This is a genomic window from Synechococcales cyanobacterium CNB, from assembly GCA_030263455.1.
Taxonomy (GTDB): Bacteria; Planctomycetota; Phycisphaerae; order Phycisphaerales; family UBA1924; genus CAADGN01.
Genome location: SZOZ01000002.1, coordinates 310,846 through 325,723, shown reverse-complemented (window position 1 = coordinate 325,723; position 14,878 = coordinate 310,846). Strand labels below are relative to the sequence as shown.

The following is a 14,878-nucleotide window of genomic DNA, read 5'->3' as shown; positions in this document are numbered from 1 at the left end:
GCTGTTCTGCGGACGAACTTCCTGTATGAAGGACCAGGGACGGTGAACCGCCGCATGGACGACCGCCGCGGCATCCAAGGGGACCGGTCACGGGAGAGCGACCCCGTCCGGCTATCTCTCGCTCGTATTCGAGGGTTTTCCCGGGCCTTTCTCATCGCCGGCGCGGTATCCATCCTGTCCGGCGCGGTACTTGCCGCCATTGCGGGTCTGGGGTTGGCCGACTTCGCTCTTCGAACACCAGCAGCAATCCGTCTAGCCCTGCTCGCCCTCGGCCTGGTCGCCCTGACATGGGCAGTTGTCCGCGTGCTCATGCCCGCGTTTCGCTTCCGACCCTCGCTCACGGAGATCGCGCTCCGGGTCGAGCGATCCGAGATGGGGTGCCGCGCGGGTCTGTCCGGCGTGCTCGCCTCCGCGCTCGAGCTCGCCGACCCCGCGTCCCCGGCCGACGATCTGCAACGCACGCTGGCCGCTGAGCTGTCCGCCGACGCCCGCGGCCGGTTCGCGAGCGTGCGTGCATCCGCGATCCTCGCACCCGCGACGATGTTGCGCAGCTTGGCGTGGTTCGTCGCCGTGCTGGCGGCTGTCCTCGCGCTCGCCGCCGCGCGCCCCGAACTGGCCGCGATCGGTGCGAAGCGCATCCTCACGCCGTGGGCGGGGGTGGAGTGGCCCCGCCGCACCGCACTCGCGGACGCGACGCTGCTCACGGTGCAGCCGGACGACGAGACGCTCCCGCTGCGCGTGCTGCTGACCCGCACGAACCGCGCGCCGGGCGAGACGGCCGTTGCCGCACGCTACCGCACGATCGGTCCTGTCGGCCCCGGGCCGACGCAGCGCGTCCTGATGCGCAGCCAGTTGCGCAACGACGTGACGCCGACACCCGAGGGCGCGGTCGAGGGCGAACTCTTCGAGCGGCTGGTCGAGCCGGCAGCCCGCGAGCTTACCGCAGACGGCGCGCAGGCGTGGATCGAGTACTGGTTCGAGACCGAGGACGAGCGCACCGAGCCGCGTCGCGTCCTGCTCGCGCGCCGGCCAGCCGTCGAGTCGGCGTCCGCCGTCGTCTCGCCCCCCCCCTACGCAGAACTCGCCGCGGGAGGCGTTCTCGCGGGCGCGGTTCCTCTCGGGCGGGGCGCGGACGAGCGTGCCGTTCTCTCTCCCATCCTCGCCGGCTCGCGCGTGGACCTCGAAGTTGCGCTCAACAAGCCGGTTCCGCCGCCCGAGGGGTGGGAGTCGGGCGCGACCGAGAGAGTCATCCGCCGCTCGTTCATCCTCGACGCCACCGAGCGCGTTCCGCTCACGCTCATCGACCGCCACGGTCTCGCCTCGGCCGAGGAGCCGGTCTTCACCCTCGAAGTCGTCGCCGATGCACCGCCTGGCGCGGTGGTCACCGAGCCGCCGCGCGACGAGACCGTCCTGCCCACCGCCCTCGTGCCCGTCGCGGGTGAAGGGCGCGATGACGTCGGCGTCGCCTGGGCGGCGGTCGAGCATCAGCACGCTCGCCCGCCCGCAGGCTCCGTCGGGGCGCCTCCCGAGCCAGTCGCCCCTCCCCTCCGCGCCGCGGAACTCGCCTGGACCGACGCCATGCCGCGCGAGGCCCGCGTGCAGACGACGCTCGACCTCGCCACGCTCGAGCTGCGTCCGGGCGACGAACTCTGGATCACCGCCCTTGCCGCCGACGCCTACTCGGCGAGCGGTGCGGAGCGCGCCCCGACTCGCTCGGCCCCGCGCCGCCTGCGCATCATCAGCGAGGCCGAACTGATGGAGCAGGTACGGGCCGAACTGACCGCTCTGCGCCGCGCCGCCATCCAGCTCGACGCCGAGCAGGCCGCTGCTCAGCGCCAGACCGAGACGCTCGGCCCGACCGACGACGCCGCGCGCCGGCAGGCTTCGCTCCCCGAGCGCATCGCGCAGCAACGTCGGGCCGTCGACATGCTCGCCGAGCGCGTCCGCCGCAACGCCCTCGACGACCCGTCGCTCTCGGGCACGCTCGACGACGCCGACGGCCTGCTTGCCGATGCCTCGGACGCCGCCCGCGAGGCCGCTCGGGCGCTCGAAACCGAGCGTCGTCGCCTCGATGCCGCGCGCGAAGCGGGCGATGCCGCCGAGCCTGACGAGCGGGCCATGGGGGCCATCGCCGAAGAGCAGGCCCGTACGCGCGACAACCTTTCCGCGCTCATCGAGATGCTCGACCGCGGTGAGGACGCTTGGGTCGCCCGGCGCACGCTCGAACGCCTCATTGCGGACCAGCGCGAGATCACCGATCGCACCCGTCGCCTCGGCAACGAGACGGTCGGCCGGGAACTGAGCGAACTCTCCGCGCAGCAGCGGGCCGAGCTCGAGCGCATCGTCGAGGCCCAGCGAGAGGCCGCCCAGCGCGCCCAGCAGGCCATCGACGAACTGAGCGAGCGGGCGCGGCAACTGGAACGCGCCGACCCCGCTCAAGCCCAAGCCATGCGTGACGCCGCCACGCGTGGCCGGCAGGAGCAGGTCGCCGACCGTCTCGAAGACGCCGCGGACCAGGCGGAGCAGAACCGGATGCAGACCGCCGCCGAGCAGCAGCAGCGTGCCGCCGAGTCGCTCCAGCGGATGCTCGACGACGTCGAGAATGCGCAGCGCAACCGCGATGAGGCCTTGCGTCGTGTCCTCGCCAGTGTCATCGAATCGCTCGAAGCCCTGATCGTGCGGCAGGAGCGCGCCCTGGCTTCACTCGAAGAGGCCGTCCCGCTGAACGCTTTCGAAGGGCTGGACTCGGGGATGCTTGCGCTGCATCTCAACACGCTCTCGGTGCTGGACCAGATCACGACCGCGCAGAACGACCTCGCGGCCGTCGCTTCGCTCGTCGAGGAGGCCGCCCGCGCGCAGGAGTCTGCTGTCGTCGCGCTGCGCCGCTCGCCCGTGGACGCCGACGCGGCCCGCGAGCACGAGCAACTGAGCCTGAACCGGCTCGTGCAGGCCAAGGAGGAGGCCGAGCGAGCCGACCGCGAAGCCGCCGAGCGCGACGCGACCCGCCAGCGTTCTGAACTCCGCGCAGCCTACCGGGAACTGCTCGAACAGCAGGCGACCCTGCTCGCCGAGACCGAGCCGTTCGTGGGCGCTGAGCTCACGCGCCGCGATCGTGCTGTCGTGCGCGGCATCGGCGAGCGGCAGGACGCCGTCCGCGCCCGCCTCGTCGAACTCCGGGACCAGACCGAGGGCCTTGCCGATACCATCGTCGTCGAGTACGCGCACTCGCGGCTGGAGTCAGCGACCTCCGCCGCGGCCCAGCGGCTCCGCGCCGGAGAAGCCGACACGACCGTCACGCGCAACCAGGCCGCGGCCGTGCGCCTGCTCCGCTCGCTCGTCGAAGCCCTGAACGAGGCCCAGCAGGAACGCGACTTCCGCGAGCAGGAGCAGGACTCCGGCGGCGAGGGGGGCGCCCAGTCCGGCGGCTCCCCTCCCCTCATTCCGCCCATCGCCGAACTCCGCATCCTCCGCGAGATGCAGCAGGAGGCCGCCGACTGGACGCGCGAGCTCGACGCCGACGTACGGCCAGACCCCGGCGAGAAGGCCCGTCTCGTCGAGCTGCAGCGCGAACTCGCCACGCGCGGCGAGGCACTCGTGCAGGCCGTCATGCAGCAGGCGCCGCCTCAACGTCCCCAACCGCAGCAGCGGGAGGGCCAGCGATGACACACACCCCATCCCGACGCGCCTTCCCGACCTCGGGGCGGGGCATTGCAGGCCCCGTCTTCCTGCTCTTGCTCTCTCTCATCCTGTTCACCCCCTCCTCTTTCGCCCAGGAAGCCGACAAGCCCGAGCCGCAGCCCGAGCGCGACGCCCTCCCCGACCTCGACGAACTCCTCGGCCTGCCGTCCGACAAGCCCGCCGATGAACCCGCGCAGGACCGCACCACCGAACTCGACCGTCTCCTCTCCGGGGAGGAGATCGCCGAGGCCTTCGTCGAGGCGGTGCGGCTCATGGGCGAGACCGCCGCGCGTCTCGACACCGCGGGCGACACCGGTGTCGTCACCCAGCGCATGCAGGAAGACGCCATCCGCAAACTCGACAAACTCATCGCCGACGCCCAGAACCGACGCCAGCAGTCGCGATCGCAGTCCCGCAGCCAGCAGAACACCGAGCAGCAGGCGCAGCAGCAGCCGGCGCAGCGTTCCGCGCAGCGTCCCGGCGGCCGCGATAACCAGGCTGAGGTCGATCCGCCGGCGCGCCGGGACGGCCCGCTGAACCCCGCCGCGGTGGCCGACCTCGCGGCATGGGGCGCGCTCCCCGAGCGCGTCCGCGAGGCTCTCGTGCAAGGCTCCTCCGACCGCTTCAGCACGCTCTATCAGCGCCTTACCGAAGCCTACTACAAGCGCCTCGCCGAGGAGCGCGAACGATGATCCTCAACGCTCTCCGATCACAACTCCGGGGCTGTGCCTTTCAGGCCCCCTTCATCTTCTTCCTCTTCTTTCTCCTCATCATCGCCCCCCCCTCTATCGCCCAGAACAGCGTCCTCCCCAACGAGATCAACCCCGCGCTCGACCGCGCCGTCGAGCGCGGCACCGCCTACCTCGTCTCCCAACAGAATCCCGACGGCAGCATCGGATCCGGTCGCTTCGGACGCAACGTCGCCATCACCGCGCTCGCCTGCATCGCGCTCATGGCCGACGGCAACCTGCCCGGCCGCGGCCCGCACGGCGAGGTCGTCGCTCGCGGTCTCGAATACGTCCTCTCCTGCTCCAACGAGAACGGGCTGATCGCCTCAGAAGCCGCCAACGGGCCCATGTACGGCCACGGCTTCGCCGCCCTCTTCCTCGGGGAGGTCTACGGCATGACCGCCGGCGGCGGCGATACCGCGATGGCCGATCGTGTGTATGACACCCTCGTCAAGGCCGTGCGCCTCATCGAGCTCTCCCAGAACCAGGAGGGCGGCTGGCGATACAACCCCGTCCCCTACGATGCCGACGTCTCCGTCACCATCTGCCAGATCATGGCGCTCCGATCCGCACGGAACGCGGGCATCGAGGTGGACAAAGCCGTCATCGACCGCGCCGTCGAGTACGTCCGCCGGTGCCAGAACGCCGACGGCGGGTTCAAGTACCAGCTCGACTCCGGTCAGAGCGGATGGCCGCGTACGGCCGCGGGTGTCGCCAGCCTCTACTACGCGGGCATCTACGAGGACCGCGCCATCGAGCGAGGCATCGAATACCTCAATGTGAATGCATTTCCGGGTCGCGAGCAGAGCCGCGCCCACTACTGGTACGGCCACTACTACGCCGTCCAAGCCATGTACCTCGCCGGCGGTCAGCCCTGGGCAGACTGGTGGCCCGCCGTCCGAGCCGAACTCATCGCCTCCCAGAACAACGACGGCTCCTGGGAGGACCGCTCCGTCGGAAACGCCTACGCCACCGCCATGAGCCTCATCATTCTCCAAATGCCCAAGCGGTATCTGCCGATTTTCCAGAAGTAGAATCCGTGAGCAGGACCGGCATGGCAAAGCGAACAGCAAACAACGAACAGCGAACAGCCGATCCGGCCGCTCGGAAGTTTGCTCTTCGTTGTTCGTTCCTGATCCCTTTGCTCTCGCTCCCCGCCGCCGCCGATCCCCCCTTCATCCTGATCGACCGCGACCTGCGAGAACGCCGCGTCGAGCTGGCCGCGATCACCGACCGAGCCGTCTCCTTCGTGGACGAGATCGGCCTCGCTCGCACCGAGCCGCTCGACCGTCAACTCGCGCTGCTGCGCATCACCAGCCGTGCCCGCTTCGACGCCGCAACGGTCCCCGGCTGGTACGAACGCTTCCTCCGTCTTGAAGTGCAGCCCGACGAGCCGCAGATCGACGAGTCCGCTCCTGGGATGCTCGTCCTTACCGACGGCCAGAGGTTGCCGGGCCGCCTCGCCGAAGCACCCGCCGCCGATGGCCGCGTCCGCTGGGAACACGCCCTCTTCGGCACCCTCGACGTGGACCTCGAACGCGTGCGTGCCGTCGCGCTTGCCTCCCCCTGGACCGCCCGACCCCCCCCGATCGACGACACCATCACGCTCACCAACGGCGACCGCGTGCAGGGTTTCGTCGAGCGCATCGGCCCCGAGATCGTGCTCGACTCCGGCGGCTCCCATGCCGTCATCCCGATCGCGCGTGCCGGGATGGTCGAACTCGCCAACCCGCCCGCGTCCCTCGACGGCCCAGCCGTCTGGCTCGCGGACGGCAGCGTGCTCGCCCTCTCGTCCATTACCGTCTCCATCACGGGGCGCGCCGAACTCGCCTCGGACGACGTCTCGGGCTCCGCCGGTCCTGTTGCCTCGATCTCTGCCTCCCAGATCGCCGCGATCGCATTCGACGCCGGCTCGCTCGTCCCACTCGCGTCGATCCCGCCCGTCGAATCGCACGCCGGTGCGGCCCGCGTGCCCCCCCCCTCCGTCGAGCGCATCGCCGATGCCCCGCTCGGCGCGGGCGACCTCGTCTTCCCCGGCCCCATCGACACCCAGTGGCCGCTCCCCCGCGGCTCATCCCGACTCGCGGCCACGGTCGAACTCCCACCCGCCTCTTGGGTCTGGGGCGACTGCGAAGTCGTGGTCTCGGTCACCGCGCCAGGCATCCCCGAGCGAGAGATCACCCGCATCCGCGTCAACGGCGAGAGACCCATCGCTCGCCTTGATGCCCTCCTCCCCAGCCCCGCCCGCACCGACCGCACCCTCCGCATTACCATCGACCCCGGCGAGTTCGGCCCGATCCAGGACCGCCCCGTCCTCCGCCGAGCCTTGCTCCTGATCGACCGGGTTGCAGCCGATCGCTGACCTCCTTCTGGTGCCAAAGCAGCAACACTGCCGGGGTGTTCGGTGCGACCCCGCTGTGTGGCATGTTGGCGCAGATTATCCAAACATAATACGAACTACAACGCCATTGATTTCAGAGTCGGGTTGCTTGACCTTCCTCCGAATCAAGACGATAATGTATCTGGAAATCCATTATTGGTCTGAAGGTTGGCCATGATCTCGCAAACCGCCGAATACGCACTCCGGGCCGCCGTCTTCCTCGCTTCTCGGGCGACGGACAGCCCCGCCTCCGCTCAGGAGATCGCCGAGGCGACACGCGTCCCGGTCGGCTACCTCCAGAAGATTCTGCGCACCCTGGCGAAGCACGACCTTCTCACCGCGCACCGTGGCACCAACGGCGGCTTCGCCCTCGCCAAGGTTCCGTCAGCTATCAGCGTTCTCGACATTCTCCGGGCGTCCGACACGCCTATCCAGCGCATCGAACGCTGCCCCCTCGGCATCGTTGGCCCGTGCCGAGCGGACCTTCGCCTCAACATCCCTATCCGACCTTCTCGACGGCAACGGCGGCATCCGCCCGCTGTGCGACGCCAGGGGCCGATTCCCTGTCTCCATGACCGTCTCACGCAACGGATCTTCGCACCCTCACGCTCACACTTCGGAGTGAAATGTGGATTCTGTTGACCACATTCGGTCCGTGCCCTAGGCTAAAACCGCATATTTGCATCCATTACTACACAATACCCCGCACCCACGATCAGTGAGAACCTGCCATGACCTCCACCGACACGCTTCCCACGTTCGAGCGACCCGCACGCACGCCCGTCCGCGGCGCCCGTCGCTCGCCTCCCGCCGATCCGTACCGCTGGCACATCGTCGGTGCGTCGGCGATCCTGACAGCCACGCTTCCAGCCATCCTTGCCTTGATGGTGTTGGGCCAGCCAAAGCCCCCCCCGCCTCCCTGGAGCGTTGAAGCGGCTGCTCTCGGCGTCGAGCCGCGCGAGATCGCCCTCGGCGAAACGACCTACCTCGGGGCGTGCGCGCTCTGCCACGGGAAGACCGGCGAGGGCCTTCCCCGGCTCGGCAAACCGCTCCGCAACAGCGCGTTCGTTCAGGGCGCGAGCGACAGTGAGCTGTTCGACCTGCTCGTTAACGGGCGGCTCCCCACCGACCCTGCGAACACGAGCGGCACTCTCATGCCCGCGCGCGGCGCGCAGGGCATCGACGACGTCAGGCTCACTGCTGTCGTTACCTTCCTCCGCGCCATCCAGGATCCGAAGGCGCCGACCGTCTCCGTCGAGGCGTGGAACACCAAGGCTCTCAACGGTGCGGACGGTGAACAGGCCGCCGGCGGTGCGGAAGTCGGCGGCGTAGGGTACGAGCTCTTCATCGCTTCCTGCTCCGCGTGCCACGGCGCGCGAGGTGAGGGCATGGAAGGGCTGGGCAAGCCGCTCAAGGCGAGCGACTTCATCGCTTCCAAGTCGGACGCCGAACTTCTCACCTTCGTCAAGTCTGGCCGGCCCGTCTGGGACGCCGAGAACACGACGGGGATCGACATGCCTCCCAAGGGCGGTAATCCCGCCCTCACCGACGACCAGATCGCCGACATCATCACGTTCATCCGCACGCTCCAGCAATGACCGCCGTCGTGGCGGACGACCGGATTCACTCCACCCGTCAGCGCATCGCATGAAGGAGAAACCCATGAAACACGCTCCGATCCCCATCCGTACCGCTGTCGCGGCATCCGTCGCCGCGCTCGGTCTGCTCGCCGGGCACGCCGGCGCGCAATCCATGGCCGACGTGCAGAAGGTGGCCCAGGCGCGAGGCCTGAGCACGGCCGACCTCCTCGCCGCAGCCAAGACCTACACGCCCAGCGGCATGAAGGACGAGTTCGTCATCTTCTCGTCGGGCGGGCACAGCGGGCAGGTCCACGTCATCGGCGTCCCCTCCATGCGCCTCATCCGCACCATCGCCGTCTTCACTCCCGAGCCTTGGCAGGGGTGGGGCTACGGCGTGGGGAACGACGTGCTCGCCCAGGGCAACGTCGCGGGCAAGCCCAACCTCTGGGGTGACACCCACCACCCCGCGCTCTCCGAAACCAACGGCGACTACGACGGCGAATGGCTTTTCATCAACGACAAGGTCAACTCCCGCGTCGCCGTCATCGACCTGCGCGACTTCGAAACCAAGCAGATCCTCAAGAACCCGCTCACCGTCAGCAACCACGGCCTGTGCGTCACGCCCAACACGGAGTACGTCATCGAGAGTTCGCAGTACGGCGTTCCCTTCGGATGGGAGTACGCCACCATGGACAAGTACAAGGAGACGCACCGCGGCTGCGTGATCTTCTGGAAGTTCGACCGCAAGCAGGGCCGCATCGTCCCCGGAGAGTCCTTCGCCCTGGAACTCCCGCCCTACTGGCAGGACATCGTGGACGCGGGCAAGCTCGCCAGCGACGGCTTCATCTTCATCAACTCCCTGAACACCGAGCTGGCGACCGGCGGCGTTCAGGACAAGAAACCACCCTTCGAGGCCGGCGTCAGCCGCAACGCCACGGACCTGCTCCACATCGTCGACTGGAAGAAGGCCGAGGCCGTCTTCCGTGCGGGCGGCGCGAAGGAGCAGTTCGGCTTCCCCGTCATCCCCATCGAGACCTCCATCGCCGAAGGGCTGCTCTACCTCACGCCCGAGCCGCGCAGCCCGCACGGCGTCGACGTGGCGCCCAGGGGCGACTTCATCGTCGTCGCCGGCAAACTCGACCCGCACGTCACCGTCTACTCCGCTGAGAAGATCAAGCGAGCCATCGCCAACAAGACCTACTCCGGCAGCGACGACTACGGCATCCCGATCCTCGAGTTCGACGCCGTTGTCGAGGCTCGCGTTGAAGTCGGCCTCGGGCCGCTCCACACCCAGTTCGGCAGCGACGGCTACGCCTACACCTCGCTCTTCCTCGACTCCGCCATCGCTCGCTGGACCCTCGGCGGCGAGTACGGCAAGGGCACGCCCGAGCCGGACTGGACCCTCGTCCACAAGACCCCCGTCCAGTACAACGTCGGACACCTCGGCGCGGTCCACGGCGACACCGTCAACCCGCTCGGCCGCTACCTCGTCTCCTTCAACAAGTGGTCCGTCGATCGCTTCCTCCACCCCGGCCCGCTGCTCGCCCAGAACTTCCAGCTCATCGACATCTCGGGTCAGGGCGCCAACATGCCCGTCATCTACGACATGCCCATCGGTTTCGGAGAGCCGCACTACGCCCAGATCATCCGCGCCGACCTCCTCAAGCCATGGAGCATCTACCCCGAAGTCGGCTGGGATCCCCACAAGCAGCGCATCGACCCCATGGCGCCGAAGAAGGGCATGGAACGCGTCACGCGCGAAGGCAGCACCGTTGAGGTCTGGATGACCGTCGTCCGCAGCCAGTTCAACCCCGATCACGTCAAGGTCAAGCAGGGCGACACGGTCATTTGGCGCATGACCAGCCTCGAACGCGCCGTCGACGCCGTCCATGGCTTCGCCGTCCCGGGCTACAACATCGCCGTCAGCCTCGAACCCGGTGAGACCGTCACCGTCGAGTTCATCGCCGACACCCCCGGCGTCTTCCCCTACTACTGCTCCGAGTTCTGCTCCGCCCTTCACCTTGAGATGATGGGCTACCTCATGGTCGAACCCAACTGACCCGACCCTCGCCGAGCGTGAGAACGCCCGGCGAGGTTTCCGCTCGGTCTTCGCACACCCAAGCACACCAGCGAGCAAGGAGCGCGCCCTTGAGTCTCGGCTTCATCGAACGCATCATCGGACCTCGTGTCAGCCCCGAAGAGACCTGGAAGCGATCCCTCCGCTACGGAACGCCCGGATTCCTTCTGCTCGTCGCGCGCATCCTCCTCCTGGTCTCCCTGTTCCTGCCCTACTGGCACATGGAGCTCCAGGCTCCCCAGTACCCCAGCGGCCTCCACATGACCGCCTATCTCAACCACCTCACCGGCGACGTCGCCGAGATCGACGGCCTCAACCACTACATCGGCATGCGTTCCCTCTATGAAGCCGCGCAGCTCGAACGCGAGGTCGGCGTCTTCATCATGATCGCCTTCGTCGTTCTCCTCGAACTCGCCGCCTATATCCACAGCCGATGGGCCGTGCTGCTCGTCGCGCCCGTGGTCTTCTTCCCCGTCGTCTTCCTCGTGGACCTCCAGCTCTGGATGCGGCACTTCGGCCTCAACCTCGACCCCGACGCGCCCCTCTCCAACGCCGTCAAGCCCTTTGTACCCACCGCGCTCGGCCGCGGCGGCATCGGGCAGTTCGTGACCATCGCCACGCCGGGCATCGGGCTGTACCTGGCGACCGCCGCGTCGCTCATCCTCATTGTCTCCCTCTACTTCCACCGGCGCGCCTACCTGCCGCTGGTCCGGCAGCAGGCCGCCGTGGTCAACGGCAGGAGCACGTGATGCGCCTCTTTCGGGGGATCATCCTGTGCCTGTTCGCCTCCGCGTGCGCCGCGGCGCCGCAGCGGTCGTCCGATCCGCAGCGTCAGCCCGTCGCCGCCGTCGCAGCGATGATCGACGCCGCTTCGCCAGGCTCCGTCATCCGCGTTCCTCCCGGCGTCTACGAGGGCAACCTCGTCATCCGCAAGCCCGTCACGCTCGACGGCGGCGGCAGGGCCGTCTTCGACGGCCTCGGCCGCGGCACCGTCATCGAAATCGCCGCGGCGGACGTCACCCTCCGCGGATGCACCGTTCGCGCTTCGGGCGACGACGTCTCGGGCGAGTCCGCAGCGATCAGGGCCATCACCGGCCCGGTCACCATCGAGTCCAACCGTGTCGAGGACGCGCTCTACGGCATCGACCTGCGCGAAGCGCCAGGCTCCGTCATCCGCGACAATGTCGTCCGGTGCAAACCCCTCGACCCCGAACGCCGGGGCGACGGCATCCGCCTCTGGTGGAGCCACGATTGCACCATCACGGACAACGCCGTCCATCAATCGCGCGACATCGTCTTCTGGTACTCCGAGAACCTGCGCGTCGAGCGGAACACCGTGACCGGGAGCCGCTACGGCCTCCACTTCATGTACACGCATGACACCACCCTCTCCCGCAACATCCTGTCAGGCAACTCCGTCGGCGTCTACCTCATGTACAGCAACCGCATCACCCTCATCGACAACCGGATGCTCAACAACCGCGGCGCGAGCGGCTACGGCCTGGGGCTGAAGGACTGCGACGACATCGTCATTCGCGGCAACGCCATGCTCGCCAACCGCGTCGGCGTCTACGTCGACAACAGCCCCTCCTCCGTCGGATCCACCGGACTCTTCGAGTCCAACATGATCGCCTTCAACGAGATCGGCCTCCTCGCGACGCCCAACACGCACAGCAACGTCTTTGTCGCCAACGCCTTCATCGAGAACGAGGAACCCGCCACCGCCCACGGTCGCGGTCAACTCGCCAACAACACCTTCTCCCGGGACGGCGTCGGCAACTACTGGTCCGACTACGCAGGGATCGACCTCGACTCCGACGGCGTCGGCGACACGGCCTACGAGCCGCGCAGCCTCTTCGGCGCCATGCTGACAGCGGAGCCGAACCTCCGCCTCTTCGTCCACAGCCCGGCCCAGCGCGCCATCGAGTTCACAGCCCGTGCGCTGCCCGAACTGCGCCCCGTGCCCATGCTCGTCGATCCCGCGCCTCTCGCCCGGCCGCCCACGATAGGGTCGGAGATCGCCGACGCTCCGCGATCACGGGCGCCCCTTGCCGCGCTCGCCGCCGGTCTGCTGCTCTCGGCCATCGGCACGGTGTTCGCCCTCGGGCGCGAACGTCGCGCCTTGCCGACTCCGGAGGGACACCACGCATGATCACCGCAACGAACATCACCAAGAAGTTCGGACGCATCACGGCCGTTGCGAACGTCTCCTTCGAACTCGCCGACGGCGCGTCGCTCGCTCTCTGGGGCAGCAACGGCGCGGGCAAGACAACCCTCATCCGCTGCCTCCTCGGTGTCTGTCGGTTCAAGGGGCGCGCCACCGTCGGCGGCATCGACGTTCGCCGCCGCGGCCGCCACGCTCGCGCTCTCGCCGGCTACGTCCCGCAGGAACTCGCCTTCCACGACGACGTCCGCCTCGCCTCCGCGATGGGCTTCTTCGCGGGACTGCGCCGCGCAACCCCCGCGACCGCGGCCCAGGCTCTTGCCGCCGTCGGACTCACCGGCCACGAACGCAAGCGTGTCCGCGACCTCTCCGGCGGCATGAAGCAGCGCCTCGCGCTCGCCATTGCCTTGCTCAGCGACCCCCCCCTCATCGTCCTCGACGAGCCGACCTCCAACCTCGACGCAGCCGGTCGCGGCGAGGTCGTCCACACCCTCCGCGCCCTCAAGCAGGCGGGCAAGACGCTCATCTTCGCCTCGCACCGGCCGGACGAGGTCATCGCCCTGGCCGATCGCGTCCTCGTCCTCGAACGCGGCCGCATCGAGCGAGACACCACGCCCGCGGAAGTCTGGCCCACCGAGAAGCCGGTGCAGGTCATCCGCCTGCACCTGGCGATGGCTCGGGAGGAGGACGCCGCCGAGGCGCTCCGCCGGGCCGGTCACGCCGTCCACCTCAACGGCGACGGGCTGTGTGTTGCCGTCGCGCGCGACCGCAAGGCCGAGCCGATCAGCGCGCTGGCCCGTCATCGCATCGAGGTCCGCGACATCGAGGTGCTCGACGACGTTCACTTTCCGGAGGTGACGGCATGACCACGGTCGCTCCTTCCGCCCTCGCGAATCGTCGCGGCGCCGCGAGTGCCGCGACCCCCGCCCGTTCCTTCCTCGGCGGGCTGGCGGCGTTCGCCCGCCGCGAGTTCCGCGACGCCATCGCCAGCCGCTGGTTCCTCCTCTACACGGTCGCCTTCACCGTGCTCGCCGTCGGCGTCTCGTTCCTCTCGCTCAGCGGCGTCGGTTCCCACGGCTTCGCCGGTTTCGGGCGCACCGCCGCGGGACTGCTCAACCTCATCATGCTCGTCGTTCCGCTCATGGCGCTCACCGCCGGAGCGGGCGCGATCGCCGGTGAACGCGAGCGAGGCACACTCATCTATCTCCTCGCCCAGCCGGTGTCGCGCACGCAGGTCATCCTCGGCAAGTACGCGGGCCTCGCCGCCGCGCTCGTCTGCTCACTCTGCATCGGTTTCGGTGTCAGCGCGGCCGTCCTCGCGTGGCGTGCCGGGGGCGTCGGCATCGCCGCCTACGCCCTGCTCGTCGCCTTCACCGCGCTGCTCGCGCTCGCCATGCTCTCGGTTGGCGTCCTCATCTCCGTCGTCTCGCGCCGCTCCGCGGTCGCCACGGGCATCGCTCTGTTCGTCTGGCTTGCGCTCGTCTTCGTCAGCGACCTCGGACTCATGGCAAGCTCCATCCTCTTCCGACTGCGCGTCCAGGAGATCTTCGGCCTGGCGATCCTCAACCCCATGCAATCGTTCAAGATGGCCGTCATCGTGAACATGAACGCCTCGCTTGACGTTCTCGGCCCCGTCGGCGCGTACGCCTCTTTCACGCTGGGCCGTGCCCTCCCTTGGGTCCTCGCCGCTACCGTCGCCGCGTGGGCTGCCGTTCCTCTCGCCCTGGCCACGCTCCTCTTCGCTCGGAGGAACTCGCCGTGAAACATCACGCAATCACGCTCGTCGCGGTGTCCCTCCTCTCGCTGGGCGGGTGCGGCAATCAGGCCACCGACGGCCCGCCCGCCATCCGGCTCGGTTACGACGTCTGCGCCGAGTGCAACATGATCATCAGCGACGCCCGGTGGGCGACCGCGACCATCGTTCCCGGCCCACGCGGCCCCGAACCGCGCCTGTTCGACGACTTCAACTGCCAGGTCAACTTCGAGAACGAGCACGCCGGCGAGATCATCGCTCGCTGGTCGCACGACTACGCCACCGGCGCGTGGCTAAAGACCGAGACCGCCCAGTTCATCTTCTCCCGCGACTTGCGCACCCCGATGGGCTCGAATGCCGCCGCGTTCGGCGCACGTTCCGATGCGGATGCCGTGCTCGCCACACTCGCGGCGCAGCGGCCGCCGACTCCGAGCGGCGCGCCCTCGGGCGACGTCGTGCCCTTCGCCGCCGCATGGAAACGCCTCGGTTCCGCCGCGCCCTGACGAATCGTCAGAACG

General features: G+C 68.8%; 11 protein-coding genes. All 11 read left to right on the top strand.

Translation table 11 applies throughout. The annotated features are described in order from the left end of the window. The first annotated feature begins 42 nt into the window (after window positions 1-42). The 11 genes from FBT69_02995 to FBT69_02945 all read left to right on the top strand — a co-directional run bounded on the left by FBT69_02995 (window position 43) and on the right by FBT69_02945 (window position 14,863). Complete coding sequence (locus tag FBT69_02995; protein ID MDL1903763.1) at window positions 43-3,663, top strand: hypothetical protein; 3,621 nt, start codon at window positions 43-45, stop codon at window positions 3,661-3,663. 580 nt (window positions 3,664-4,243) lie between these two features. Continuing rightward, window positions 4,244-5,440, top strand: coding sequence for a prenyltransferase (locus FBT69_02990; GenBank protein MDL1903762.1), 1,197 nt, complete (start codon window positions 4,244-4,246; stop codon window positions 5,438-5,440). A gap of 20 nt (window positions 5,441-5,460) precedes the next feature. Continuing rightward, entirely contained in the window at window positions 5,461-6,768 is a 1,308-nt protein-coding gene (locus tag FBT69_02985) for a hypothetical protein (protein MDL1903761.1), read from the top strand. Between the two features lie 192 nt (window positions 6,769-6,960). Continuing rightward, on the top strand, window positions 6,961-7,428 hold the full coding sequence (locus FBT69_02980; protein ID MDL1903760.1) for an Rrf2 family transcriptional regulator: 468 nt from the start codon (window positions 6,961-6,963) through the stop codon (window positions 7,426-7,428). 89 nt (window positions 7,429-7,517) lie between these two features. Further along, a complete protein-coding gene (locus tag FBT69_02975) occupies window positions 7,518-8,384 on the top strand; it encodes a c-type cytochrome (GenBank protein MDL1903759.1) in 867 nt (288 codons plus the stop codon). Between the two features lie 64 nt (window positions 8,385-8,448). Then, entirely contained in the window at window positions 8,449-10,425 is a 1,977-nt protein-coding gene (gene nosZ, locus FBT69_02970; GenBank protein ID MDL1903758.1) for a Sec-dependent nitrous-oxide reductase, read from the top strand. Window positions 10,426-10,514: 89 nt separating this feature from the next. Then, complete coding sequence (locus FBT69_02965; protein MDL1903757.1) at window positions 10,515-11,192, top strand: cytochrome C; 678 nt, start codon at window positions 10,515-10,517, stop codon at window positions 11,190-11,192. Further along, the gene (nosD, locus tag FBT69_02960) at window positions 11,192-12,595 is read left to right on the top strand and encodes a nitrous oxide reductase family maturation protein NosD (GenBank protein ID MDL1903756.1); all 1,404 of its coding nucleotides are present in this window, start codon (window positions 11,192-11,194) and stop codon (window positions 12,593-12,595) included. Before FBT69_02965 ends, nosD begins: the two co-directional genes overlap by 1 nt. Continuing rightward, complete coding sequence (locus FBT69_02955) at window positions 12,592-13,473, top strand: ABC transporter ATP-binding protein (GenBank protein MDL1903755.1); 882 nt, start codon at window positions 12,592-12,594, stop codon at window positions 13,471-13,473. The genes nosD and FBT69_02955 overlap by 4 nt, the downstream gene beginning before the upstream one ends. Continuing rightward, a complete protein-coding gene (locus FBT69_02950; protein ID MDL1903754.1) occupies window positions 13,470-14,369 on the top strand; it encodes an ABC transporter permease in 900 nt (299 codons plus the stop codon). The genes FBT69_02955 and FBT69_02950 overlap by 4 nt, the downstream gene beginning before the upstream one ends. Then, on the top strand, window positions 14,282-14,863 hold the full coding sequence (locus tag FBT69_02945) for a hypothetical protein (protein MDL1903753.1): 582 nt from the start codon (window positions 14,282-14,284) through the stop codon (window positions 14,861-14,863). Before FBT69_02950 ends, FBT69_02945 begins: the two co-directional genes overlap by 88 nt. Window positions 14,864-14,878: the final 15 nt, after the last annotated feature.

What these genes read in the sequence shown, in the direction of transcription:
- FBT69_02990 (MDL1903762.1), top strand. Translation starts at nt 4,244, where the DNA reads ATGGGGCGCGCTCCCCGAGCGCGTCCGCGAGGCTCTCGTGCAAGGCTC.
- FBT69_02985 (MDL1903761.1), top strand. Translation starts at nt 5,461, where the DNA reads ATGGCAAAGCGAACAGCAAACAACGAACAGCGAACAGCCGATCCGGCC.
- FBT69_02980 (MDL1903760.1), top strand. Translation starts at nt 6,961, where the DNA reads ATGATCTCGCAAACCGCCGAATACGCACTCCGGGCCGCCGTCTTCCTC.
- FBT69_02975 (MDL1903759.1), top strand. Translation starts at nt 7,518, where the DNA reads ATGACCTCCACCGACACGCTTCCCACGTTCGAGCGACCCGCACGCACG.
- nosZ (MDL1903758.1), top strand. Translation starts at nt 8,449, where the DNA reads ATGAAACACGCTCCGATCCCCATCCGTACCGCTGTCGCGGCATCCGTC.
- nosD (MDL1903756.1), top strand. Translation starts at nt 11,192, where the DNA reads ATGCGCCTCTTTCGGGGGATCATCCTGTGCCTGTTCGCCTCCGCGTGC.
- FBT69_02955 (MDL1903755.1), top strand. Translation starts at nt 12,592, where the DNA reads ATGATCACCGCAACGAACATCACCAAGAAGTTCGGACGCATCACGGCC.
- FBT69_02950 (MDL1903754.1), top strand. Translation starts at nt 13,470, where the DNA reads ATGACCACGGTCGCTCCTTCCGCCCTCGCGAATCGTCGCGGCGCCGCG.